Annotated in this window: 17 protein-coding genes; 12 read left to right on the forward strand and 5 right to left on the reverse strand. The window is 54.8% G+C overall.

Features of this window, described 5'->3' with window-relative positions; translation table 11 throughout:
* Window positions 1-49 precede the first annotated feature (49 nt).
* Window positions 50-1,018, reverse strand: a complete 969-nt coding sequence (gene trxB, locus ACMGGX_RS16905; protein WP_023616696.1) for a thioredoxin-disulfide reductase — start codon at window positions 1,016-1,018, stop codon at window positions 50-52.
* 543 nt (window positions 1,019-1,561) lie between these two features.
* Between trxB and lrp the strand changes: the two genes are divergently transcribed.
* The 10 genes from lrp (at window position 1,562) to ACMGGX_RS16955 (ending at window position 15,602) form a co-directional block, all read left to right on the forward strand.
* Window positions 1,562-2,056: a leucine-responsive transcriptional regulator Lrp gene (lrp, locus tag ACMGGX_RS16910; protein WP_000228469.1), complete on the forward strand. Its 495-nt coding sequence runs from the start codon at window positions 1,562-1,564 to the stop codon at window positions 2,054-2,056.
* A 135-nt stretch (window positions 2,057-2,191) separates the two neighbouring features.
* Complete coding sequence (locus ACMGGX_RS16915) at window positions 2,192-5,902, forward strand: DNA translocase FtsK 4TM domain-containing protein (protein ID WP_420298639.1); 3,711 nt, start codon at window positions 2,192-2,194, stop codon at window positions 5,900-5,902.
* Window positions 5,903-6,030: 128 nt separating this feature from the next.
* On the forward strand, window positions 6,031-6,645 hold the full coding sequence (gene lolA, locus ACMGGX_RS16920) for an outer membrane lipoprotein chaperone LolA (protein ID WP_023310983.1): 615 nt from the start codon (window positions 6,031-6,033) through the stop codon (window positions 6,643-6,645).
* 9 nt (window positions 6,646-6,654) lie between these two features.
* On the forward strand, window positions 6,655-7,998 hold the full coding sequence (gene rarA / locus ACMGGX_RS16925; protein WP_023310984.1) for a replication-associated recombination protein RarA: 1,344 nt from the start codon (window positions 6,655-6,657) through the stop codon (window positions 7,996-7,998).
* A 92-nt stretch (window positions 7,999-8,090) separates the two neighbouring features.
* The gene (gene serS / locus ACMGGX_RS16930; protein WP_008499983.1) at window positions 8,091-9,383 is read left to right on the forward strand and encodes a serine--tRNA ligase; all 1,293 of its coding nucleotides are present in this window, start codon (window positions 8,091-8,093) and stop codon (window positions 9,381-9,383) included.
* A gap of 212 nt (window positions 9,384-9,595) precedes the next feature.
* Entirely contained in the window at window positions 9,596-12,040 is a 2,445-nt protein-coding gene (gene dmsA / locus ACMGGX_RS16935; RefSeq protein WP_199027737.1) for a dimethylsulfoxide reductase subunit A, read from the forward strand.
* A 10-nt stretch (window positions 12,041-12,050) separates the two neighbouring features.
* The gene (locus tag ACMGGX_RS16940) at window positions 12,051-12,668 is read left to right on the forward strand and encodes a DMSO/selenate family reductase complex B subunit (protein ID WP_420298640.1); all 618 of its coding nucleotides are present in this window, start codon (window positions 12,051-12,053) and stop codon (window positions 12,666-12,668) included.
* A 1-nt stretch (window position 12,669) separates the two neighbouring features.
* Window positions 12,670-13,533: a dimethyl sulfoxide reductase anchor subunit family protein gene (locus ACMGGX_RS16945; RefSeq protein ID WP_348560841.1), complete on the forward strand. Its 864-nt coding sequence runs from the start codon at window positions 12,670-12,672 to the stop codon at window positions 13,531-13,533.
* A gap of 275 nt (window positions 13,534-13,808) precedes the next feature.
* The gene (locus tag ACMGGX_RS16950; protein WP_033145087.1) at window positions 13,809-14,957 is read left to right on the forward strand and encodes an MFS transporter; all 1,149 of its coding nucleotides are present in this window, start codon (window positions 13,809-13,811) and stop codon (window positions 14,955-14,957) included.
* A gap of 123 nt (window positions 14,958-15,080) precedes the next feature.
* Window positions 15,081-15,602 carry an anti-virulence regulator CigR family protein gene (locus ACMGGX_RS16955; protein WP_045404123.1) on the forward strand — a complete coding sequence of 174 codons (522 nt, stop codon included), beginning with the start codon at window positions 15,081-15,083 and terminating at the stop codon, window positions 15,600-15,602.
* 36 nt (window positions 15,603-15,638) lie between these two features.
* Here ACMGGX_RS16955 and pflA read toward each other — a convergent pair whose 3' ends face one another.
* The 4 genes from pflA to ycaO form a co-directional block, all read right to left on the reverse strand.
* A complete protein-coding gene (gene pflA / locus ACMGGX_RS16960; protein WP_023310991.1) occupies window positions 15,639-16,379 on the reverse strand; it encodes a pyruvate formate lyase 1-activating protein in 741 nt (246 codons plus the stop codon).
* A 204-nt stretch (window positions 16,380-16,583) separates the two neighbouring features.
* Window positions 16,584-18,866, reverse strand: a complete 2,283-nt coding sequence (gene pflB, locus ACMGGX_RS16965) for a formate C-acetyltransferase (RefSeq protein ID WP_033145088.1) — start codon at window positions 18,864-18,866, stop codon at window positions 16,584-16,586.
* 51 nt (window positions 18,867-18,917) lie between these two features.
* The gene (gene focA / locus ACMGGX_RS16970; protein WP_008499974.1) at window positions 18,918-19,775 is read right to left on the reverse strand and encodes a formate transporter FocA; all 858 of its coding nucleotides are present in this window, start codon (window positions 19,773-19,775) and stop codon (window positions 18,918-18,920) included.
* A 406-nt stretch (window positions 19,776-20,181) separates the two neighbouring features.
* Entirely contained in the window at window positions 20,182-21,942 is a 1,761-nt protein-coding gene (gene ycaO, locus ACMGGX_RS16975; protein ID WP_420298641.1) for a 30S ribosomal protein S12 methylthiotransferase accessory factor YcaO, read from the reverse strand.
* 127 nt (window positions 21,943-22,069) lie between these two features.
* Between ycaO and ACMGGX_RS16980 the strand changes: the two genes are divergently transcribed.
* The gene (locus ACMGGX_RS16980) at window positions 22,070-22,762 is read left to right on the forward strand and encodes a DUF421 domain-containing protein (protein ID WP_023310994.1); all 693 of its coding nucleotides are present in this window, start codon (window positions 22,070-22,072) and stop codon (window positions 22,760-22,762) included.
* Between the two features lie 162 nt (window positions 22,763-22,924).
* A complete protein-coding gene (gene serC / locus ACMGGX_RS16985; protein WP_368743687.1) occupies window positions 22,925-24,013 on the forward strand; it encodes a 3-phosphoserine/phosphohydroxythreonine transaminase in 1,089 nt (362 codons plus the stop codon).
* The last annotated feature ends 3 nt before the right edge of the window (window positions 24,014-24,016 follow it).

Below are 24,016 nucleotides of genomic sequence, written 5' to 3' on the forward strand. Positions count from 1 at the left end.
AGGCGACTTATCGCCGCCTTTATTTACGTTTGTTACTGACTTGTAAAGATTATTTACCTTGTTCAGCCAGTCCATCAAGGTAGCGTTCAGCGTCCAGCGCGGCCATACAGCCGGTGCCCGCAGAGGTAATCGCCTGACGATAGATGTGGTCCATCACGTCGCCAGCCGCGAACACGCCCGGGATGCTGGTCTGGGTCGCGTTACCGTGAATGCCTGACTGCACTTTGATGTAGCCGTTTTCCAGCTCCAGCTGACCGTCGAAGATCGCGGTGTTCGGGCTGTGACCGATCGCCACAAACAGGCCCGCCACTTCAAGCGTTTCGACGTTATCGGTGTTCTGGGTATCGCGGATACGCAGACCGGCAACGCCCATCTGGTCGCCCGTCACCTCTTCGAGGGTACGGTTGGTGTGCAGCACGATGTTGCCGCTTGCCACTTTATCCATCAGACGTTTGATCAGGATCTTCTCCGCGCGGAAGGTTTCGCGACGGTGGATCAGGTGCACCTCAGAGGCAATGTTCGCCAGGTAGAGCGCTTCTTCCACTGCGGTGTTGCCGCCGCCGATGACCGCGACTTTCTGGTTGCGGTAGAAGAAACCGTCGCAGGTTGCGCAGGCAGAGACGCCGCGGCCTTTGAACGCTTCTTCGGATGGCAGACCGAGGTAACGGGCAGAGGCGCCGGTGGCGACGATCAGCGCGTCACAGGTGTATTCGCCGCTGTCGCCCGTCAGGCGGAACGGACGGTTCTGCAGATCGACCTTATTGATGTGGTCGAACAGAATTTCGGTTTCGAATTTGGCGGCATGCTCGTGCATACGTTCCATCAGCAGCGGCCCGGTCAGGTCGTTCGGGTCCCCTGGCCAGTTTTCCACTTCGGTGGTGGTGGTCAGCTGACCGCCTTTTTCCATACCGGTGATGAGTACCGGGTGCAGGTTAGCGCGTGCAGCATAGACCGCTGCGGTATATCCCGCAGGTCCAGAACCAAGGATTAGCAGCTTACTGTGTTTGGCCGTGCCCATGAGATCCCCATTGTTGTTGGCAGACATTTGGCTGGATTGTAGGGAATTTGTTGTCGTAAAAAAAGAGCGCAGCAATTTTGATATCAATCTGTGTAATAGCCACGGACGATGAATGAGGCGCTATAACATCACGCTTTCTCCTGAAAATCGCTCGTTTGTAAGGCAATAAAATGAGGATTAATACCCTGCCGTAATGAATATCCGGCATGTTGTACTAAAAAACGATGTTTTGCTTTGACAATCCCCTGCGCTTTTGCGAAAACATTCAAGGAAGAAAAAAACCGCGTTAACCGTATGCCGCATAGGCATGCACGTAAATGCCATTTTTACCGGGTCAGTGAAATCTACGCATGGCGTGGACAGACGCCATACGTGATGTCGGTGACTGCCTTCGGGCAACGGTCTTCTTACCAACAGAACCCGAATCCGCATCGCGTCTAATACATAATCAGGCGATGTGATGACTAACGGGTACAGGCTCTGAACAGTGATGTGCACAGGGTCCAGGCAGGAGTAGGGAAGGAATACAGAGAGACAATAATAATGGTAGATAGCAAGAAGCGCCCTGGCAAAGATCTCGACCGTATCGATCGTAACATTCTTAATGAATTGCAAAAGGATGGGCGTATTTCCAACGTCGAGCTTTCAAAACGTGTGGGACTTTCCCCGACGCCGTGCCTTGAGCGTGTGCGCCGACTGGAAAGACAGGGTTTCATTCAGGGCTATACTGCTCTGCTGAACCCGCATTATCTGGATGCCTCACTTCTGGTATTTGTTGAGATTACTCTGAATCGTGGTGCGCCGGATGTGTTTGAGCAATTTAACGCCGCTGTACAAAAACTTGAAGAAATTCAAGAGTGTCATCTGGTATCCGGTGATTTCGACTACCTGTTGAAAACCCGCGTGCCTGATATGTCCGCCTACCGTAAGCTGCTGGGGGAAACCCTGCTGCGTCTGCCAGGCGTGAACGACACCCGTACGTATGTGGTGATGGAAGAGGTCAAACAGAGCAATCGTCTGGTTATTAAGACGCGCTAACACGGAACAGGTGCAAAATCAGCGTAGTTTGATTACACTCCTGTTAATCCATACAGCAACAGTGCCGGGGAGTCCCGGCGCTGTTGTCCGTTTTAGCAAAAAGGCAGGATATGCCTGATACCTGGAGAGCCTTTTTTGAGCCAGGAATACACTGAAGACAAAGAAGTCACACTATCGAAGCTAAGCAGCGGACGTCGTCTCCTCGAGGCTTTGCTGATTGTTATTGCCCTTTTTGCCGTCTGGCTGATGGCAGCCTTACTCAGTTTCAACCCCTCAGATCCCAGCTGGTCACAAACTGCATGGCATGAGCCTATCCATAATTTAGGCGGTGTCCCCGGTGCCTGGCTTGCGGACACGCTGTTCTTCATTTTCGGTGTGATGGCCTACACCCTTCCCGTCATTATCATTGGCGGATGCTGGTTTGCGTGGCGTCATCGTCAGAACGATGATTACATCGACTATTTTGCCGTGTCGCTGCGCCTGATTGGCGCGCTGGCGCTGATCCTCACCTCGTGCGGGCTGGCGGCAATCAATGCGGATGATATCTGGTACTTCGCCTCTGGCGGGGTGATCGGCAGTTTACTCAGTTCTGCGCTGCAGCCGATGCTGCACAGCAGCGGCGGCACGCTGGCGCTGCTCTGTATCTGGGCGGCCGGGCTGACGCTGTTTACCGGCTGGTCCTGGGTGAGCATTGCCGAGAAGATCGGAAGTTTTATCCTCACCATTTTGACCTTCGCCAGCAACCGTACCCGCCGTGACGATACGTGGGTTGATGAAGAAGAATACGAAGATGAAGAGGAAGATGACGCGCCTGTGCAGCGTCGCGAGTCTCGTCGCGCGCGTATTCTGCGCGGCGCGCTGGCGCGTCGCCAGCGTGTTGCTGAGAAATTTGCCAACCCGCTGGGTCGTAAAACCGATGCGGCGCTCTTCTCCGGTAAGCGCATGGATGAAGACGAGCAGGTGGCGTATCGCGCTGCGGGTGTCGCCGTCGATCCTGACGATGTGCTCTTCTCCGGCAGCCGGGCCACTCCGGGTGACTTCGACGAATACGATCCGCTGTTAAATGGCCATTCGGTTACCGAGCCGGTTGCGGCCGCCGCAGCCGCGACGACCGCTGCGCAGGCGTATGCCGCGCCTGTCGACGCCGTGATGCCATCCGCGCCGGTTTCGCCGCCTGAATCCGTTATTCAGCAGCCTCAGGTTGACTGGCAGACTGCGCCAGGCGTTCACACGCCGGAGCCGGTTATCGCGCCTGAACCTGAAAGCTACATTCCTGTGCAGCAGGAGCAGTGGCAGCAGCCTTATCAGCCGCCGCAGCCCGCGTATGAACCGCAAGATTACCCGCACTATGAACAGCCTGTGGCCCAACCTTATCAGGAGTATGTGCCTGAGCCGGTTGAACCTGTGCAGCCTTATGTAGAGCCACAGCCTGAACCTGAAATCGTGGAAGAGGTAAAACCCTCTCGTCCACCGATGTACTATTTTGAAGAAGTTGAAGAGCGTCGCGCGCGTGAACGCGAGCAGCTGGCGGCCTGGTACCAGCCTGTGCCTGAACCGGTGCAGGAGCCGGTGACGAAAGCGCCTTCTGTTTCCGTTCCACCGATCGACCCGACGCCTGCAGTCGCACCCGTAGCGGAAAGCGTGAAGCAGGCTACCGCGGCCGCTGCCGTAGCTGCACCTGTCTTTAGCCTGGCAACAGGGGGCACGCCACGTCCTCAGGTGAAGGAGGGGATTGGTCCGCAACTGCCTCGCCCTAACCGCGTTCGTGTACCCACCCGCCGTGAGCTTGCCTCTTATGGCATCAAGCTGCCTTCCCAGCGTATGGCCGAAGAAAAAGCGCGCGAGCCTGAGTACGAAGATGACGCCGATGAAATGCAGCAGGACGAGCTGGCCCGCCAGTTCGCCGCGCAGCAGAATCAGCGCTACGGTGAAGAATATCAGCACGATGAACCGGTGCTGGAAGACGAAGAGGACGCGGCTGAAGCAGAATTAGCGCGCCAGTTTGCCGCCACCCAGCGGCAGCGCTATTCCGGTGAACAACCGGCTGGTGCAAATCCGTTCTCGCTGTCTGATTTTGAATTCTCGCCGATGAAGGATCTGGTGGATGATGGCCCGAGCGAGCCGTTATTTACCCCGAGCGTGATGCCGGAAGCGGAGCCTGTGCGCCAGCAGCCAGCACCACAGGCCTACGCGCAGCCGCACCAGCCTGTTCAGCAGCCGTATGCGCAGCCGCATCAACCTGTTCAGCAACCGCAGCAATCGCAGCAGCCACCGCAGTTCCAGCAGCCTGCGCCTCAGCCGCAGGAAAGTCTGATTCACCCGCTGTTGATGCGTAACGGTGACAGCCGTCCGCTGCAGCGTCCAAGCACGCCGCTGCCGTCTCTGGATCTGTTAACGCCGCCGCCGTCAGAAGTGGAGCCAGTCGATACCTTCGCGCTGGAGCAGATGGCGCGTCTGGTGGAAGCCCGTCTGGCTGACTTCCGCATCAAGGCGGACGTGGTGAACTACTCACCGGGTCCAGTGATCACCCGTTTTGAACTGAACCTGGCGCCCGGCGTTAAAGCTGCGCGTATTTCCAACCTGTCCCGCGACCTGGCGCGTTCTCTGTCGACCGTGGCGGTGCGTGTGGTGGAAGTTATCCCTGGCAAGCCGTACGTTGGGCTTGAGCTGCCGAACAAGAAACGTCAGACCGTCTACCTGCGTGAAGTGCTGGATAACACCAAATTCCGCGATAATCCGTCCCCGCTGACCGTGGTGCTGGGTAAAGATATCGCGGGCGATCCGGTCGTGGCCGATCTCGCTAAAATGCCTCACCTGCTGGTTGCGGGTACCACCGGTTCCGGTAAGTCAGTCGGTGTGAACGCCATGATCCTCAGCATGCTCTATAAAGCGCAGCCGGAAGATGTGCGTTTCATCATGATCGACCCGAAAATGCTCGAACTGTCGGTCTACGAAGGCATCCCGCATCTGCTGACCGAAGTGGTCACTGATATGAAGGACGCCGCCAACGCCCTGCGCTGGAGCGTCAACGAGATGGAACGCCGCTACAAGCTGATGTCTGCGTTGGGCGTGCGTAACCTGGCCGGTTATAACGAGAAAATTGACCAGGCTGTGCGCATGGGGCGTCCGATCCCGGATCCTTACTGGAAGCCGGGTGACAGCATGGATGCTCAGCATCCGGTGCTGGAAAAACTGCCTTATATCGTCGTGCTGGTTGATGAATTCGCTGACCTGATGATGACCGTCGGTAAGAAAGTAGAAGAGCTGATTGCCCGTCTGGCGCAGAAAGCGCGTGCGGCCGGTATTCACCTTGTGCTGGCGACCCAGCGTCCTTCCGTGGACGTTATCACTGGTCTTATCAAAGCGAACATCCCGACGCGCATCGCCTTTACCGTATCAAGTAAAATTGACTCCCGTACCATTCTTGACCAGGGCGGCGCAGAGTCGCTGCTGGGTATGGGTGACATGCTCTATTCAGGCCCGAACTCCACCTCTCCGGTGCGCGTCCACGGTGCGTTCGTCCGCGATGAGGAAGTTCACGCCGTCGTGCAGGACTGGAAAGCGCGCGGTCGTCCGCAATACGTTGACGGTATTACCAGCGACACGGAAAGCGAAGGCGGCGGCGGTGGCTTCGACGGCGGCGAAGAGCTGGATCCGTTATTCGATCAGGCGGTTAACTTCGTTACCGAAAAACGCAAAGCGTCCATTTCTGGCGTGCAGCGTCAGTTCCGTATCGGCTATAACCGCGCGGCGCGGATCATCGAGCAGATGGAAGCGCAGGGCATTGTGAGCGAGCAGGGGCATAACGGTAACCGCGAGGTGCTGGCACCGCCGCCGTTTGATTAACCTTCAGCGATTGCAAAGAAGGGTAAATCAGCCAAAATTAAGCATTTTCTTCTGTCGCCTGCCTTCGGGCAGGTCCAGAATAGAAGACGGAAACCCCATATCGGGAAGACGTATTTTAAGGAATAACAATGAAAAAAATCGCCATCGCCTGTGCATTACTCACCAGTTTTGTCGCCAGCAGCGTCTGGGCTGATGCAGCCAGCGACCTTAAAAGCCGACTGGATAAAGTAAGCAGCTTCCACGCCAGCTTCACGCAAAAAGTGACGGACGGCAGCGGCAACGCGGTGCAGGAAGGTCAGGGAGATTTGTGGGTAAAACGCCCGAATCTGTTCAACTGGCACATGACCCAGCCGGATGAAAGCATCCTGGTCTCTGACGGTAAAACCTTATGGTTCTTCAACCCGTTCGTTGAGCAGGCTACGGCGACCTGGCTGAAAGATGCCACCAGCAATACGCCGTTTATGCTGATTGCTCGTAACCAGTCCAGCGACTGGCAGCAGTACAATATTAAACAGACGGGTGACGAGTTTGTCCTGACGCCGAAAGGCAGTAACGGCAACCTGAAGCAGTTCACCATTAACGTAAGCACCAACGGTACGATTAATCAGTTCGGCGCGGTTGAGCAGGACGATCAGCGCAGCAGCTACCAGCTCAAGTCTCAGCAGAACGGCGCCGTTGATGCATCGAAATTCACCTTTACCCCGCCGCAGGGCGTAACGGTGGACGATCAACGCAATAAGTAAGAGGCGTGAGTGGGCAATCTGTCGCTCGATTTTTCAGATAACGCGTTTCAACCTCTGGCCGCCCGTATGCGGCCAGAAAATTTAGCGCAGTACATCGGCCAGCAGCATCTGCTGGCTGCCGGTAAGCCATTGCCGCGCGCCATTGAGGCCGGGCATCTTCACTCCATGATCCTCTGGGGACCCCCTGGCACCGGCAAGACTACGCTTGCAGAAGTGATCGCCCGCTATGCCAACGCGGACGTCGAACGTATCTCGGCGGTCACCTCCGGCGTGAAAGAGATCCGTGAGGCGATCGAGCGTGCGCGGCAGAACCGCAATGCCGGGCGGCGTACCATCCTCTTCGTGGACGAAGTCCACCGCTTCAACAAGAGCCAGCAGGATGCCTTCCTGCCGCATATTGAAGACGGCACGATCTTCTTCATCGGTGCGACCACCGAAAACCCATCGTTTGAACTGAACTCGGCGCTGCTTTCCCGCGCGCGCGTTTACCTGCTCAAATCGCTCACCACCGATGATATCGAAAAGGTTCTCACCCAGGCGATGGACGACAAAGCGCGCGGCTACGGCGGACAGGATATCGTTCTGCCTGACGACACGCGTCGTGCGATTGCCGAGCTGGTCAACGGCGATGCGCGTCGTGCGCTGAATACGCTGGAAATGATGGCCGATATGGCCGAAATCGACGATGCCGGGAAGCGGGTGCTGAAACCGGAACTGCTCACCGAAATTGCGGGGGAGCGCAGCGCGCGTTTCGATAACAAAGGCGACCGTTTTTACGACCTGATCTCGGCGCTGCATAAGTCCGTGCGCGGCAGCGCGCCGGATGCGGCGCTTTACTGGTACGCGCGCATTATCACTGCGGGCGGCGATCCGTTATATGTCGCGCGTCGCTGTCTGGCGATTGCGTCAGAAGATGTCGGCAATGCCGATCCTCGCGCCATGCAGGTTGCGCTGTCGGCCTGGGACTGCTTCACCCGCGTTGGACCTGCGGAAGGCGAACGAGCCATTGCGCAGGCGATTGTCTATCTGGCCTGTGCGCCGAAAAGTAATGCGGTTTATACCGCGTTTAAAGCGGCGATGTCCGATGCGCGTGAACGTCCGGACTACGATGTGCCGGTTCACCTGCGTAACGCGCCGACCAAACTGATGAAAGAGATGGGATATGGGCAGGAGTATCGTTACGCTCATGATGAACCCAATGCCTACGCTGCCGGGGAGGAATATTTCCCGCAGGAGATGGCACAAACGCGCTATTATCACCCCACAAACAGAGGTCTTGAAGGCAAGATTGGTGAAAAGCTCACCTGGCTCGCCGGACAGGATCAAAATAGCCCTATAAAACGCTACCGTTAGTTCAATCGTTGCGGTAATGTTGGCAATGTATCCTTGTGGCCGCAGGCTGTGGTCACATTTTCCTATTTTAATTCGATAAGCACAGGATAAGCATGCTCGATCCCAATCTGCTGCGTAATGAGCCAGACGCAGTCGCTGAAAAACTGGCACGCCGGGGCTTTAAGCTGGATGTAGATAAGCTGCGCGCTCTCGAAGAGCGTCGTAAAGTTCTGCAGGTACAAACTGAAAATCTGCAGGCAGAGCGTAACTCTCGATCGAAATCCATCGGCCAGGCGAAAGCGCGCGGGGAAGATATTGAGCCATTACGCCTGGAAGTGAACAAACTGGGTGAAGAACTGGATCAGGCGAAAGCTGAGCTGGACGTTCTTCAGGCCGAGATTCGTGATATTGCCCTGGCTATCCCGAATATTCCTGACGACAGCGTGCCTGTCGGCAAAGATGAAAACGACAACGTTGAAGTGAAACGCTGGGGTACGCCTCGTGAGTTTGACTTCGAAGTGCGCGATCACGTGACGCTGGGTGAAATGCACGCGGGCCTGGACTTTGCGGCAGCGGTTAAGCTGACCGGTTCTCGCTTCGTGGTGATGAAAGGCCAGATTGCCCATCTGCACCGCGCGCTGGCGCAGTTCATGCTGGATCTGCACACCGAGCAGCATGGCTACAGCGAAACCTACGTGCCGTATCTGGTTAACCACGATACGCTGTACGGTACGGGCCAGCTGCCGAAATTTGCCGGCGATCTGTTCCATACCCGTCCGTTGGACGAGGAAGCCGACAGCAGCAACTACGCGCTGATCCCAACCGCTGAAGTGCCGCTGACTAACCTCGTGCGTGATGAGATCATTGATGAAGACGACCTGCCAATTAAGCTGACGGCACACTCTCCGTGCTTCCGTTCTGAAGCAGGTTCTTACGGTCGCGACACGCGCGGTCTGATCCGTATGCACCAGTTCGACAAAGTTGAGATGGTGCAGATCGTCCGTCCTGAAGAGTCCATGGACGCGCTGGAAGAGATGACCGGTCACGCTGAGAAAGTGCTGGAGCTGCTGGGTCTGCCGTACCGTCGTATGGCCCTGTGCACCGGTGATATGGGCTTTGGCGCCTGCAAAACCTTCGATCTGGAAGTTTGGGTGCCTGCGCAGAACACCTACCGTGAAATATCCTCCTGCTCTAACGTCTGGGATTTCCAGGCGCGTCGTATGCAGGCACGCTGCCGCAGCAAATCTGACAAGAAAACCCGTCTGGTGCATACCCTGAACGGTTCTGGTCTGGCTGTGGGCCGTACGCTGGTTGCCGTGCTGGAAAACTATCAGCAGGCAGACGGTCGTATTGAGATCCCTGAAGTGCTGCGTCCATACATGAAAGGCCAGCAGTACATCGGCTAATTCTTTGCCTCACAACAAAAAAGCGCCTTTAGGCGCTTTTTTTATGCCGCGGAATTGACACGACGCAATACCCCCTCCCTCTAAAGTAGTAATACTCCTCCGAATGAAAGTCAGCATAAAAAGCTGATTACATAAAAATTCGTTGTATATAAAACTACATAGCGGTTTTGCGCCGCCACTCTTTTCTTTGTGAGCAACCAAAGTGAGTCTCTATGAAAATCAACGCGCCTGAAGCATTAATGGCTGCCGAGGTCACTCGCCGTGGGTTGATGAAAACCACGGCAATAGGCGGCCTGGCCGTAGCCAGCAGCGCTTTCACGCTCCCTTTTACCCGACTGGCCTCAGCGGCGGATGCATTATCCCCTGCTTCAGCTCCGGAAAAAGTGGTGTGGAGTGCCTGTACCGTTAACTGCGGTAGCCGTTGTCCGCTGCGTATGCATGTGGTGGATGGCGAAATTAAATATGTCGAAACCGACAATACCGGGGACGATAACTATGAAGGGTTACATCAGGTTCGCGCCTGTTTGCGCGGCCGATCAATGCGTCGTCGCGTGTATAATCCGGACCGCCTGAAATATCCGATGAAGCGCGTCGGTAAGCGTGGGGAAGGGAAGTTCGAGCGAATTAGCTGGGATGAAGCCTACGACATTATCGCCACCAATATGCAGCGCCTTATCAAAGAGTACGGCAACGAATCCATCTACCTGAACTACGGCACCGGGACGCTCGGCGGTACGCTGACCCGCTCCTGGCCACCGGGTAAAACGCTGGTGGCCCGCCTGATGAACTGCTGCGGCGGTTATCTCAATCACTATGGTGACTACTCATCGGCGCAGATTGCTGCGGGACTCAACTACACCTACGGCGGCTGGGCGGACGGCAACAGCCCGTCCGATATCGAAAACAGTAAGCTTGTGGTGTTGTTCGGGAATAACCCGGGCGAAACCCGCATGAGCGGCGGCGGGGTAACCTATTACCTCGAACAGGCCCGCGCCAAATCCAATGCCCGCATGATCATTATCGATCCGCGCTATACCGACACTGGCGCCGGACGTGAAGACGAGTGGATCCCAATCCGTCCGGGTACCGATGCGGCGCTGGTCTCAGCGCTGGCGTGGGTGATGATCACTGAAAACCTCGTCGATCAGCCTTTCCTGGATAAATACTGCGTCGGCTATGACGAGAAAACCCTGCCAGCCAGCGCGCCGGCTAACGGTCACTACAAGGCGTATATTCTCGGTCAGGGCAGCGATGGCGTAGCGAAAACGCCCGAGTGGGCGTCCACCATCACCGGTATTCCGGTGGAGCGTATCGTTCAGCTGGCGCGTGAGATTGGCTCGGCCAAACCGGCCTATATCAGCCAGGGCTGGGGACCGCAGCGCCATGCGAACGGCGAAATCGCGACCCGTGCCATCTCCATGCTCTCCATTCTAACCGGCAACGTCGGTATTCACGGCGGTAACACCGGCGCGCGTGAAGGCTCGTATGAAGTGCCGTTTGAACGTATGCCGACGCTGGATAACCCTGTTCAGACTAGCATCTCCATGTTTATGTGGACCGATGCGATCGAACGTGGTCCTGAAATGACCGCCCTTCGCGACGGCGTGCGCGGCAAGGACAAGCTGGACGTGCCGATCAAGATGATCTGGAACTATGCCGGTAACTGTCTCATCAACCAGCACTCCGAAATCAACCGCACCCATGAAATCCTGCAGGATGACAAGAAGTGCGAGATGATTGTGGTGATCGACTGCCACATGACCTCCTCGGCGAAATATGCCGATATCCTGCTGCCGGACTGCACCGCTTCTGAGCAGATGGATTTCGCGCTGGACGCCTCCTGCGGCAACATGTCTTACGTGATCTTTACCGACCAGGCGATCAAACCGCGCTTCGAGTGCAAAACCATTTATGAGATGACCTCTGAGCTGGCGAAACGTCTTGGCGTTGAGCAGCAGTTTACCGAGGGGCGTACTCAGGAAGGGTGGATGCGCCATCTGCATGAACTCTCCCGTAAGGCGGTCCCTGACCTGCCGGATTTCGATACCTTCCGCAAGCAGGGTATGTACAAACAGCGCGATCCGGAAGGGCACCACGTGGCGTACAAAGCGTTCCGTGAAGATCCGCAGGCAAACCCGCTGACCACGCCGTCGGGCAAAATCGAAATCTACTCCGAAGAGCTGGCAAAAATCGCGTCGACCTGGGAGCTGCCGGAAGGGGACGTTATCGATCCGCTGCCGATCTACACGCCAGGTTTCGAAAACTACAACGATCCGCTGACGGCGAAATTCCCGCTGCAGCTGACCGGTTTCCACTACAAAGCGCGCGTGCACTCCACCTACGGTAACGTCGACGTACTCAAGGCCGCCTGCCGTCAGGAGATGTGGATCAACCCGATGGATGCCAAAGCACGCGGCATCAGCAATGGCGATCGCGTGCGTATCTTCAACGGTCGCGGCGAGGTGCACATTGAAGCTAAGGTAACGCCGCGCATGATGCCAGGCGTGGTGGCGCTGGGGGAAGGGGCCTGGTACAGCCCTGATGCCAACCGCATCGACCAGGCGGGCAGTATTAACGTGCTGACCACGCAGCGTCCGTCGCCGCTGGCGAAGGGCAACCCATCCCACACAAACCTTGTCCAGGTTGAAAAGGTTTAAGGAGTAGCCGATGACAACCCAGTATGGATTTTTTATCGATTCCAGCCGTTGCACCGGGTGCAAAACCTGCGAGCTGGCCTGTAAAGATTACAAAGACCTGACTCCTGACGTCAGCTTCCGCCGCATCTACGAATACGCCGGGGGCGACTGGCAGGAAGATAACGGCGTCTGGCATCAGAACGTCTTTGCCTATTACCTGTCGATTGCCTGCAACCACTGTGAAGATCCGGCCTGCACCAAGGTCTGCCCGAGCGGGGCGATGCACAAGCGTGAAGACGGCTTTGTGGTGGTGGATGAAGATGTCTGCATCGGCTGCCGGTACTGCCACATGGCGTGCCCGTACGGCGCGCCGCAGTACAACGCCGCCAAAGGTCATATGACCAAATGCGACGGTTGCCACACCCGCGTGGCGGATGGCAAAAAGCCGATTTGCGTTGAGTCCTGCCCGCTGCGCGCGCTGGACTTCGGCCCTATTGAAGAGTTGCGTCAAAAACACGGTCAGCTTGCCGCAGTGGCACCGCTGCCGTCTGCGCACTTCACGAAGCCGAGCATTGTGATTAAACCTAACGCCAACAGCCGTCCTACAGGTGACACTACCGGCTACCTGACAAATCCGAAGGAGGTGTGAGATGGGAAGTGGATGGCATGAATGGCCGCTGATGATCTTCACGGTCTTTGGTCAGTGCGTGGCGGGCGGTTTCATTGTGCTCGCGCTGGCGCTGTTAAAAGGGAACCTCAATGCCGAACAGCAGCAGCGTTTAGTGTTGAGCATGTTTGGCCTGTGGGTGCTGATGGGAATTGGCTTTATCGCCTCTACGCTGCACCTGGGTTCGCCGATGCGCGCGTTTAACTCTCTGAACCGCGTGGGCGCCTCGTCCCTCAGTAACGAGATTGCCAGCGGGGCAATTTTCTTTGCCGTCGGTGGGCTGGGCTGGCTGCTGGCCGCTTTGAAGAAATTGCCTGCGGGTCTGCGCAGCCTGTGGCTGATCGTGACCATGGTACTGGGCGTGGCATTCGTGTGGATGATGGTGCGCGTCTATAACACTATCGATACCGTTCCAACCTGGTACAGCGTCTGGACGCCGATGAGCTTCTTCCTGACGATGTTTATCGGCGGGCCGCTGTTGGGCTACCTGCTGCTGCGCGTGGCGGGCGTAGACGGGTGGGCAATGCGTTTGCTGCCCGCTATTTCTCTGCTGGCGCTGGTGGTGAGTGCGATGGTCGCCCTGATGCAGGGGGCTGAACTGGCAACCATTCACAGCTCTATCCAGCAGGCTTCTGCCCTGGTGCCGGACTACGGTTCTCTGATGGCCTGGCGCATCGTTCTGCTGGTCGCGGCGTTGGTATTCTGGATCGCGCCTCAGCTCAAAGGCTATCAGCCCGCGCTGCCGCTGCTGTCACTGGCTTTTGTGCTGGTCCTGGCGGGTGAACTGATTGGCCGCGGTGTGTTCTACGGGTTGCATATGACCGTAGGTATGGCTATCGCCAGCTAACGTTGCATTTAGTTATATCAAGCCGGGCCTGAGTGCCCGGCTTTTTCTTTTTTCGATCATGAAATTTTTCGACTGTCGTTTTGTTTTAATTTTGTCCATTAATAAATAAAAACAGATACATAATTAATATCTATAGCAGGCGTGGCATTAGCAGGATAAGTTTTTTAAATCGACAGGGAACATATTGTGCGAGGCTGCTAAATCAGTGGATTGACTTTGTTTTTGCCAGTGGCATGATGCGCACGAAATCTGAACTTCCTCACGGTTTTTAATCCATGACCACCTATACCCGGCCAGTGCTTCTGTTGCTCTGTGGCCTGCTTCTGTTGACCCTGGCGATCGCAGTGTTAAATACGCTCGTCCCGCTGTGGCTCGCCCATGAAAATTTACCGACCTGGCAGGTGGGTATGGTCAGCTCGTCCTTTTTTACCGGGAACCTGCTGGGTACGCTAATGACCGGGAGCCTGATTAAGCGCTTTGGCTTTAATCGCAGCTATTATCTGGCTTCGCTGATTTTCGCCGCCGGGTGTGCAGGGCTGGGCCTGATGGTCGGCTTCTGGAGCTGGATGGCGTGGCGCTTTATCGCTGGCGTAGGCTGCGCGATGATTTGGGTGGTGGTTGAAAGCGCGCTGATGTGCAGCGGCACCTCCCGCAACCGTGGACGCCTGCTGGCGGCCTATATGATGGTTTATTACGTCGGCACCGTGCTGGGGCAACTGATGGTCAGCAAGCTGCCAACCGATCTGATGAGCGTTCTGCCGTGGGTAACGGGCATGGTGCTGGCCGCGATCCTGCCGCTGCTCTTCACGCGCATTGTGAACCAGAACAGCGAGCATCAGGAAGCGACCCACGTCTGGCCGATGCTCAGACTCCGTCAGGCGCGCCTGGGCGTTAACGGCTGCATTATCTCGGGGATTGTACTGGGCTCGCTCTACGGCCTGATGCCGCTCTATCTGAATCATCAGGGCGTCAGCGATTCCGGAATTGGCTTCTGGATGGCGGTGATGGTGAGTGCGGGGATCGTCGGGCAGTGGCCGATTGGCCGTCTGGCGGACCGCTTCGGACGTCTGCTGGTGCTGCGCGTTCAGGTCTTCGTGGTCATTATGGGATGCCTTGCCATGCTCAGCAACGCCGCGATGGCGCCTGCGCTGTTTATTCTCGGGGCCGCCGGCTTTACGCTCTATCCGGTCGCGATGGCCTGGGCCTGTGAGAAAGTTGAACATCACCAGCTGGTGGCAATGAACCAGGCGCTGTTACTGAGCTATACCATCGGCAGTTTATTAGGGCCGACGTTTACCGCGATGCTGATGCAGAATTATTCCGATAATTTATTGTTTATCATGATCGCCAGCGTGTCGTTTATTTATCTCTTAATGCTGCTGCGCAAAGTGGGCGAACACCCAACGCCTGTCGCACATGCCTGATTAAATAAAAGCCTGTCGATGACAGGCTTTTTTGTCCCAGTCACAACTAAGAGTTTTACTTATTGTTTGTTTATTGCGCCAGGCGATAATTCATGTGAGTCCTACCACTATAAGGCAGCAATCATGTCTATTCGTCGTTTTTCCGCTACCGCACTTGCCGTAGTGTTGTCTTTAACGTTTGCAACGGCTCCAGTCATGGCTAATCCTGGTAACGGGAATGGCGGTGGTCACGGAAACGGTGGCGGGCAAGGTAATGGCGGTAATCATGGTAACGGGAATTCTGGTAACCATGGCAATAAGCAAAATAACGGCCAGGATAACCCTGGGAAATCGGATAAAAGCTTTAAAAGCAGTAAAGATGTCGGCAACGATGTCGACGCTCGTGTGAGCTTCGATCATGCCCGCCACCTGGCGTTGAATTATGGCTTAACGGGCTATGACTCTCTGCCTCCGGGTATCGCGAAAAACCTGGCGCGCGGTAAGCCGTTGCCTCCGGGCATTGCGAAGAAAACCGTGCCGGCCTCAATGCTGGGCCAGCTTCCTTCCTACCCTGGCTATGAATGGCGCGTGGTCGGAGACGATCTTGTCTTAATTGCGCTGAGTACAGCCATCGTGACCTCCGTTATTAACGGCGTCTTTAAATAGAATATAAAAAGGCCCGGTTCTCACCGGGCCTTTTCTTTAATACATCACCTTGTGGCCGTACTGTTCAAGAATACCTTTGACGCGTTCCATCGTCTCTTTCTTCGGCGGCTTCACGCCATCGAGTTTGTACTCTTCGCCCATCGCCACCCATTTATGTTTACCCAGCTCGTGATAGGGCAGAAGCTCGATTTTTTCGACGTTGCCCATGTCGCGGGTAAATTCCCCCAGGCGGTGCGCGGAGTCGTCATCATCTGACCAGCCGGGAACCACCACGTAGCGGATCCAGGTTTTGATGCCTTTATCGGCAATGTATTTGGCGAATTCCAGCGTGCGGTGGTTTGAGACGCCAACGAGGTTCTGGTGGATCTCATCGTTCATCTGTTTGAGATCGAGCATGACCAGATCGGTCACTTCAAGCAGCTCGTCGATAACCGGATCGTAGCGGCGTACAAAGCCGTTGGTGTCGAGGCAGGTATGAATGCCTTCTTTATGGCAGGCGCGGAACCAGTCGCGGACAAATTCAGCCTGCAGAATGGCTTCACCGCCGGATGCGGTGACGCCGCCGCCGGACGCGTTCATAAAGTGGCGGTAGGTCACCACCTCTTTCATCAAGTCTTCAACGGTCACTTCTTTACCGCCGTGCGTATCCCAGGTGTCACGGTTATGGCAGTACAGGCAGCGCATCAGGCAGCCCTGGAAAAAGGTGATAAAGCGGATGCCCGGGCCATCGACGGTGCCACAGGATTCAAAGGAGTGAATGCGACCAATAATTGACATTGCGGTGATATCTCCAGCATCGGCCCGTCCGGGGCCTGAGTATGCACAGCTCAAAGCCGGCTGTGTTGAAGTCTGTTTTGGCTGATATCCATAGAGTATAGATAGCGGACAAAAGAGACTGAGGTGGAGAGGGTGCTAAAAAGGCCCCACTGACGTGGAGCCTTTATTGTACGCTTTTTAACGCGTGATTTCAGTCAATTCCACTTACATGGACTGAGTGAAAGTACGGGTGATAACATCCTGCTGCTGTTCTTTAGTCAGGGAGTTAAAACGTACTGCGTAGCCAGATACGCGGATGGTCAGCTGAGGATATTTCTCAGGGTGTTCCATCGCGTCGAGCAGCATTTCACGGTTCATTACGTTCACGTTCAGGTGCTGACCACCTTCGATAGACGCTTCGTGGTGGAAGTAACCATCCATCAGACCCGCGAGGTTAGTTTTACGCACTTCGTCGTCTTTACCCAGCGCGTTTGGCACGATAGAGAAGGTGTAAGAGATACCATCTTTCGCGTAAGCAAACGGCAGTTTAGCAACGGAAGTCAGAGAGGCAACCGCACCTTTCTGGTCACGACCGTGCATTGGGTTAGCACCTGGGCCGAATGGCGCGCCAGCACGACGACCGTCTGGGGTGTTACCGGTTTTCTTACCATACACAACGTTAGAGGTGATGGTCAGAACAGACTGAGTCGGGATAGCGTTACGGTAAGTAGTCAGTTTCTGAATTTTCTTCATGAAACGTTCTACCAGGTCAACCGCCATGTCATCAACGCGAGAGTCGTTGTTACCAAACTGCGGATATTCACCTTCGATTTCGAAGTCTACAGCCAGGCCGTCTTCGTCACGAATTGGTTTAACTTTCGCATATTTGATTGCAGACAGGGAGTCAGCAGCAACGGACAGACCAGCGATACCACACGCCATGGTGCGGATAACGTCACGGTCGTGCAGCGCCATCAGAGAGGCTTCGTAGCTGTACTTGTCGTGCATGTAGTGGATAACGTTCAGTGCAGTGACGTACTGTTTAGCCAGCCAGTCCATGAAGTGATCCATACGTTCCATGACTTCGTCGAAGTTCAGAACGTCGCCTTTGATCGGCTCAGACTTAGGACCAACCTGCATTTTCAGTTTTTCATCAACGCCGCCGTTGATTGCGTACAGCATGGTTTTCGCCAGGTTTGCACGCGCACCGAAGAACTGCATTTGTTTACCAACAACCATTGGGCTTACGCAGCAAGCGATAGCGTAATCGTCGTTGTTGAAGTCCGGACGCATCAGGTCATCGTTCTCGTACTGCAGAGAAGAGGTATCGATGGACACTTTAGCCGCGAATTTCTTGAAGTTCAGAGGCAGTTTTTCAGACCACAGAACGGTGATGTTCGGCTCCGGAGAAGGACCCATGGTGTACAGGGTGTTCAGGAAGCGGAAGCTGTTTTTGGTTACCAGAGTACGGCCGTCAACGCCCATACCGCCGATTGATTCTGTTGCCCAGATTGGGTCACCAGAGAACAGCTCATCGTATTCAGGAGTACGCAGGAAGCGAACCATACGCAGTTTCATGACCAGGTGGTCAATCATTTCCTGAGCGTCTTGCTCGGTGATTTTGCCTGCTTTGATGTCGCGTTCGATGTACGCATCCAGGAAGGTGGATACGCGACCGAAGGACATTGCTGCACCGTTCTGAGACTTAACAGCGGCCAGGTAGCCGAAGTAGGTCCACTGGATGGCTTCCTGAGCGTTGGTCGCAGGACCAGAGATATCGCAGCCATATTTAGCCGCCATCTCTTTGATCTGACCCAGCGCGCGGTGCTGTTCAGCGATTTCTTCACGCAGACGGATAGTCGCTTCCAGGTTTACGCCATTTTCCAGGTCAGACTGCAGGGAAACAAACTGCGCGTACTTGTCTTTCATCAGGAAGTCGATACCGTACAGCGCAACGCGACGGTAGTCACCGATGATACGGCCACGGCCATACGCATCTGGCAGACCAGTCAGAACGCCAGATTTACGGCAGTTCAGAATGTCTTTGGTGTAAACATCGAATACACCCTGGTTGTGGGTTTTGCGGTATTCGGTGAAGATTTTTTTCAGCATTGGATCCAGCTCGCGGTTATACGCTTTGCAGGAACCTTCAACCATTTTGATACCACCGAACGGGATGATTGCGCGTTTCAGTGGTGCTTCAGTCTGCAGACCAACGATTTTCTCAAGGGCTTTGTTGATGTAGCCAGCATCGTGAGAAGTGATGGTGGAAGCAACGGAGGTGTCAAAATCAACTGGCGCGTGAGTGCGGTTTTCCAGTTTAACGCCTTCCATTACGCTGTCCCACAGCTTGGTGGTCGCGTCAGTTGCGCCAGCCAGGAAGGATTCGTCACCTTCATACGGGGTATAGTTTTTCTGAATGAAGTCACGTACGTTTACTTCATTCTGCCAGTCACCTTTCGCAAAACCTTCCCAGGCTGTGGCTAACTTTTCATTAAGCTCGGACATGTAACACCTACCTTCTTAAGTGGATTTTTTATTTACTGCCTGAGAAAACCATCAATGATGATCGTCGCCACGCAGGTAAATGACCCAGTATGTCAACCCAACTAACAGACCCCCACCGATAATGTTCCCGATAGTGACAGGGATCAGGTTATCAGTAATGAAATTCATAATAGTCAGGTGAGAGAAACTTTCCGGGGATGAACCAACTGCGGTCCAGAACTCCGGGCTCGCAAAGTCGCGGATGACAATGCCCATTGGGATCATGAACATATTCGCGATACTGTGCTCAAAGCCGCTGGCAACAAACATCGCAACCGGCAGAACCATAATTAAGGCTTTGTCCATCAGGCTACGACCCGAGTAGCTCATCCATACAGCCAGGCAGACCATCAGGTTAGCGAGGATGCCGAGAGCAACGGCTTCGATAAATGTGTGGTGCATTTTGTGGTCGGCGGTTTGCAGGACGTTAAGGCCCCAGCCACCGTTGGCGGTCATGTACTCGCCAGAAAGCCACATCAACAAAACAAAGAGCAGACAGCCAACCAGGTTACCCACGTAGACGTTAAGCCAGTTACGTGCCAGCTGACCCCAGGTAATTCTTCCGCTGGCCTTTGCCACGACAATCAGCACCGTTGAGGTGAAGAGGTCGGCGCCGCAGATGACGCAGAGAATCAGACCCAGTGAGAAGCAAATGCCGCCAATCAGTTTGGCCATGCCGAAAGGCATTCCGGCAGTACCGGTGGTGGCGGTGATGTAGAAGACGAAAGCGATAGAGATGAACACACCAGCCGTGATCGCCAGATAGAACGTCTTCATCGGGTGTTTCGTTGCTTTATAGACACCCGCTTCTTCGGCAACTTTGGCCATCGCAGCAGGGAGTAAAAGATCAAAAGGGTTGTCAGCTTTCACACTAACTCTCTCTTTATTAAGTCGGCGACGAGATACTAACAAAGCATTATAGAAGAGAAATTGATATAGATCATATCTCGCCTGGCTTATAGGCCCGCAGTGTGTATGGTTTTACAACAAATGCGGAGTAAGTGATTGATTATCCGTATAAAAATAAATTTTAAAAGTTATGAAAAGAGTTGAATTTTTTCGTTCGGCCACCCCTGACGCAGTTAATTAATATGGAGTATTTACCATAAAAAGTAACAGTAAAGCCCAGGTAAATATTATTATATTTACCCATGTTTAACTTTATTATTACAATCAACAGTCATTGCCGAAGAAAATAAAAAACGGGGCAATGAAATTGCCCCGTAATATAGCCCAGACGATTGAATACGCCTACTGCTGGTAATGTTATCTGCGCTTATTTTAACCAGTAAGCGGCTTTTGCTTTCTGCAGCTTTTCGTAGGCCTTCAGCAGCGACTGATGCGCCGGGAAGGCTTTCAGATCGCTATCAACAGCCTGCAGGCCATAGAACGGCGCTTCGCCGCTCAGGGCCGCGCTGGCTGCTTCAACGGCTTCAGCACCGTACATACGCACGAAAGCATTCAGATATTGCAGCGGCTCGCGATCCTCTTCCTGGGCCAGCAGCAACAGGGTTTGCAGGCAACGGTAATAATTGGTGCGTTCGGCAGAGAAGACAGACTGGTTGAATTCCATGGTCCACTCGGTCCAGGCCAGGGCCTGATCCAAATCGCCACCCGCCAGGGCCAGCATCGCTTTCAGCTCACCGATGCGCAGGGTATACCAGCCGTTGTCTTTACCGGTCGCCAGGCCCAGCAGTTCGCGTACGCGGGTAAAGTCATCATGGCCTTCTTCGTCCAGCTGGGCGATCAGGTTCAGATAATCTTCTTTCTCCCACTCGCTGCCCGGCAGAGCCAGCAGCGTTTCGCGCAGGTGCGCGCCCATGCTGTTATTCGCCAGCCACAGATCTTCAGCCGGGTAGATATCGGACATGCCCGGAACGATAATGCGGCACGCGTAGACGCCAAGATGTTCGTAGTCGGCAATGTAGACTTCCTGATCTTCTGCGTTGAAGATAGCCATCAGCGTGGCGAACTCTTCTTCCGTGGTACCGGCAAAGCTCCAGTCCACGAACGGATAGTCGGCGTCCTGCTTGAACATATCCCAGGAAATTAAACCGCTGGAGTCAATGAAGTGGGTTTCAAGGTTGGTATGCTCGGCCACTTCTTCATCGTCAAACGTTGGCGGAGTGAAGACGTCGAGATCTTTCAGGCTACGGCCCTGCAGCAGCTCGGTAACGGTACGCTCCAGCGCCACGCCGAAGTCAGGGTGTGCACCGAAGGAGGCGAAGCAGGTGCCGTTGGCCGGGTTAAACAGCACCACGCAGATAACCGGATACTTGCCGCCCAGCGAGCCGTCATAGGCAAAGATTGGGAAACCTTCGGCTTCCAGCTTAGCGATGGACTCCACTACGCCCGGGTAGCGCGCCAGCACGTCTGCCGGAATTTCAGGCAGGCTGATTGATTCAGCGATGATGCGGTTTTTAATGTGGCGTTCAAAGACTTCAGACAGACCCTGCACGCGCGCTTCATTGCGGGTGTTACCGGCGGACATACCGTTGGACACATACAGGTTGCCGACGATGTTCATCGGAATATACACGGTCTGCTCGTCAGACTGACGGGTGAACGGCAGGGCGCAGATCCCACGGTCTTCATTGCCAGACTGCAGATCGATCAGCATGCTGGCGGTCAGTTCGCTGTCTGGATCGTAGAAGGCACGCAGGCGCGCGTCGAGAATACCTTCCGGCAGCTCGTCATCTTCGGTCAGCGGGAACCATTTTTCATTTGGATAGTGAACGAACGGGCCGTTAGCGATGGTTTCGCCCAGCCAGAAGTCAGCGAAGAAATAGTTGGTGGACAGACGCTCAAAATACTCACCCAGCGCAGAGGTCAGTGCCGCTTTTTTTGTCGCGCCTTTACCGTTGGTAAAGCACAGGGCACAGTCTTTATCGCGAATATGCACGGACCAGACATGAGGCACCGGATTGAGCCAGGAGGCTTCTTCGATGTTAAAACCCAGGTCGGTCAGTTTCTGCTGGAAGCGAGCGATGGAGTCTTCCAGAGCGGCGTCTTTGCCGGGGATAAACGTTTGAGTCATGGCGTTCACTTTTATCGTACGTAAAGCGCGCAATGATACGGGTTTTGCGTGACGGGTGCTATCTTCGGCGAAAATAAAAGGCTGGGCTATGCTTAGTGGCAGTAACTGACTGTTAAGGCATAGAAAAATGAAAGCATTTGATCTCCAGCGGATGGCGTTTGATAAAGTTCCTCCTGAATTTCTGGGCGAAGTGGCGCTGCGCAGCCTGTATACCTTCGTCCTCGTCTTCCTGTTTCTTAAAATCACCGGCCGCCGCGGCGTGCGGCAGATGTCGCTCTTTGAGGTGTTGATCATCCTGACGCTGGGCTCGGCGGCGGGTGACGTCGCCTTTTATGATGACGTGCCGATGGTGCCGGTGTTTATCGTTTTTGTCTCACTGGCGCTACTTTACCGTCTTGTCATGTGGCTGATGTCGAAAAGCGAAAAGCTCGAAGATCTGCTTGAAGGGAAGCCGGTCGTTATCGTCGAGGACGGACAGCTGGCCTGGGAAAATGTACAAAGCGCCAATATGACCGAGTTTGAGTTCTTTATGGAGCTTCGCCTTAACAGCGTTGAACAGCTCGGGCAGGTGCGTCTGGCGATCATGGAAACCAACGGGCAGATCAGCGTCTATTACTATTCTGACGACGAGGTGAAGCCGGGACTGTGTATCCTGCCGGATATGCTCATTGAGCGTTTCAGAACGGTACCGGAATCCGGCGAGTATGCTTGCGTAAGATGTAGCCATGTTGTCGCGATGCAGCCGGGGGATCGCCAATTATGCCCCCGCTGTGCAAATCCGGAATGGACGAAGGTTAGCCGGGCCAAACGTATTACCTGACAGCCATTTTGTCGGTTTTGTCTTAGCGAGGCGGCAGATTGTTTTGTGTGACGCGGGGCACATTTCACGGGTCATAAGTTTTAGACATTGCGGCGCGTGTCACTGAATGATAAAACCGATATCCACAGTTATAACTTATGGCTTTTAGCGTGGTGAGGGGAAATGGCTCAAGTCTTTAATTTCAGTTCAGGTCCGGCAATGTTACCGGCAGACGTGCTTAAACAGGCTCAACAGGAACTTTGTGACTGGAACGGTCTCGGTACGTCGGTGATGGAAATCAGCCACCGTGGCAAAGAGTTTATTCAGGTGGCGGAAGAGGCAGAAAAGGATTTTCGCGATCTGCTGAATATTCCCTCGAACTACAAAGTATTGTTCTGTCACGGCGGTGGACGCGGCCAGTTTGCAGGCGTTCCGCTGAATATTCTCGGTGATAAAACGACGGCTGACTACGTTGATGCGGGTTACTGGGCGGCAAGCGCGGTTAAAGAAGCGCATAAATACTGCACGCCGAATGTTATCGACGCCAAAGTGACCGTTGACGGTCTGCGTGCCGTGAAGCCAATGAGCGAGTGGCAGCTTTCCGATAAGGCAGCGTATCTTCACTACTGCCCGAACGAAACCATTGACGGGATTGCCATCGACGAGACGCCAAACTTCGGCAGCGATGTCGTAGTTGCCGCCGACTTCTCCTCCACCATTCTGTCTGCGCCAATTGATGTCAGCCGCTACGGCGTTATCTATGCGGGCGCGCAGAAAAATATCGGCCCGGCCGGTTTGACTATCGTCGTCGTGCGTGAAGACCTGCTGGGTAAAGCGCATAAATCCTGCCCGTCGATTCTTGATTACACCGTGCTGAACGATAACGATTCGATGTTCAACACCCCACCAACGTTTGCCTGGTATCTCTCCGGCCTGGTCTTCAAATGGCTGAAGCAAAACGGCGGCGTGGCGCAGATGGACAAGGTCAATCAGCAGAAAGCTGAACTGCTGTATGGCGTGATCGACAAGAGCGATTTCTACCGCAACGATGTGGCGAAAGCGAACCGTTCCCGCATGAACGTGCCGTTCCAGCTGGCGGACAGCAGCCTGGACAAAGTGTTCCTGGAAGAGTCCTTCGCGGCAGGCCTGCATGCGCTCAAAGGCCACCGTGTCGTTGGCGGCATGCGTGCCTCCATCTATAACGCGATGCCGCTGGAAGGCGTTAAAGCCCTGACGGATTTCATGATCGACTTCGAACGTCGTCACGGTTAATTT

It is taken from the genome of Enterobacter sp. BNK-29 (genome assembly GCF_048684785.1).
Taxonomy (GTDB): domain Bacteria; phylum Pseudomonadota; class Gammaproteobacteria; order Enterobacterales; family Enterobacteriaceae; genus Enterobacter; species Enterobacter cloacae_M.

Bases quoted from the DNA above. Each gene is read 5' to 3' on its own strand.
- trxB (WP_023616696.1), bottom strand. From the start codon at position 1,018: ATGGGCACGGCCAAACACAGTAAGCTGCTAATCCTTGGTTCTGGACCT.
- lrp (WP_000228469.1), top strand. From the start codon at position 1,562: ATGGTAGATAGCAAGAAGCGCCCTGGCAAAGATCTCGACCGTATCGAT.
- lolA (WP_023310983.1), top strand. From the start codon at position 6,031: ATGAAAAAAATCGCCATCGCCTGTGCATTACTCACCAGTTTTGTCGCC.
- serS (WP_008499983.1), top strand. From the start codon at position 8,091: ATGCTCGATCCCAATCTGCTGCGTAATGAGCCAGACGCAGTCGCTGAA.
- dmsA (WP_199027737.1), top strand. From the start codon at position 9,596: ATGAAAATCAACGCGCCTGAAGCATTAATGGCTGCCGAGGTCACTCGC.
- ACMGGX_RS16940 (WP_420298640.1), top strand. From the start codon at position 12,051: ATGACAACCCAGTATGGATTTTTTATCGATTCCAGCCGTTGCACCGGG.
- ACMGGX_RS16945 (WP_348560841.1), top strand. From the start codon at position 12,670: ATGGGAAGTGGATGGCATGAATGGCCGCTGATGATCTTCACGGTCTTT.
- ACMGGX_RS16950 (WP_033145087.1), top strand. From the start codon at position 13,809: ATGACCACCTATACCCGGCCAGTGCTTCTGTTGCTCTGTGGCCTGCTT.
- ACMGGX_RS16955 (WP_045404123.1), top strand. From the start codon at position 15,081: ATGTCTATTCGTCGTTTTTCCGCTACCGCACTTGCCGTAGTGTTGTCT.
- pflA (WP_023310991.1), bottom strand. From the start codon at position 16,379: ATGTCAATTATTGGTCGCATTCACTCCTTTGAATCCTGTGGCACCGTC.
- pflB (WP_033145088.1), bottom strand. From the start codon at position 18,866: ATGTCCGAGCTTAATGAAAAGTTAGCCACAGCCTGGGAAGGTTTTGCG.
- ycaO (WP_420298641.1), bottom strand. From the start codon at position 21,942: ATGACTCAAACGTTTATCCCCGGCAAAGACGCCGCTCTGGAAGACTCC.
- ACMGGX_RS16980 (WP_023310994.1), top strand. From the start codon at position 22,070: ATGAAAGCATTTGATCTCCAGCGGATGGCGTTTGATAAAGTTCCTCCT.
- serC (WP_368743687.1), top strand. From the start codon at position 22,925: ATGGCTCAAGTCTTTAATTTCAGTTCAGGTCCGGCAATGTTACCGGCA.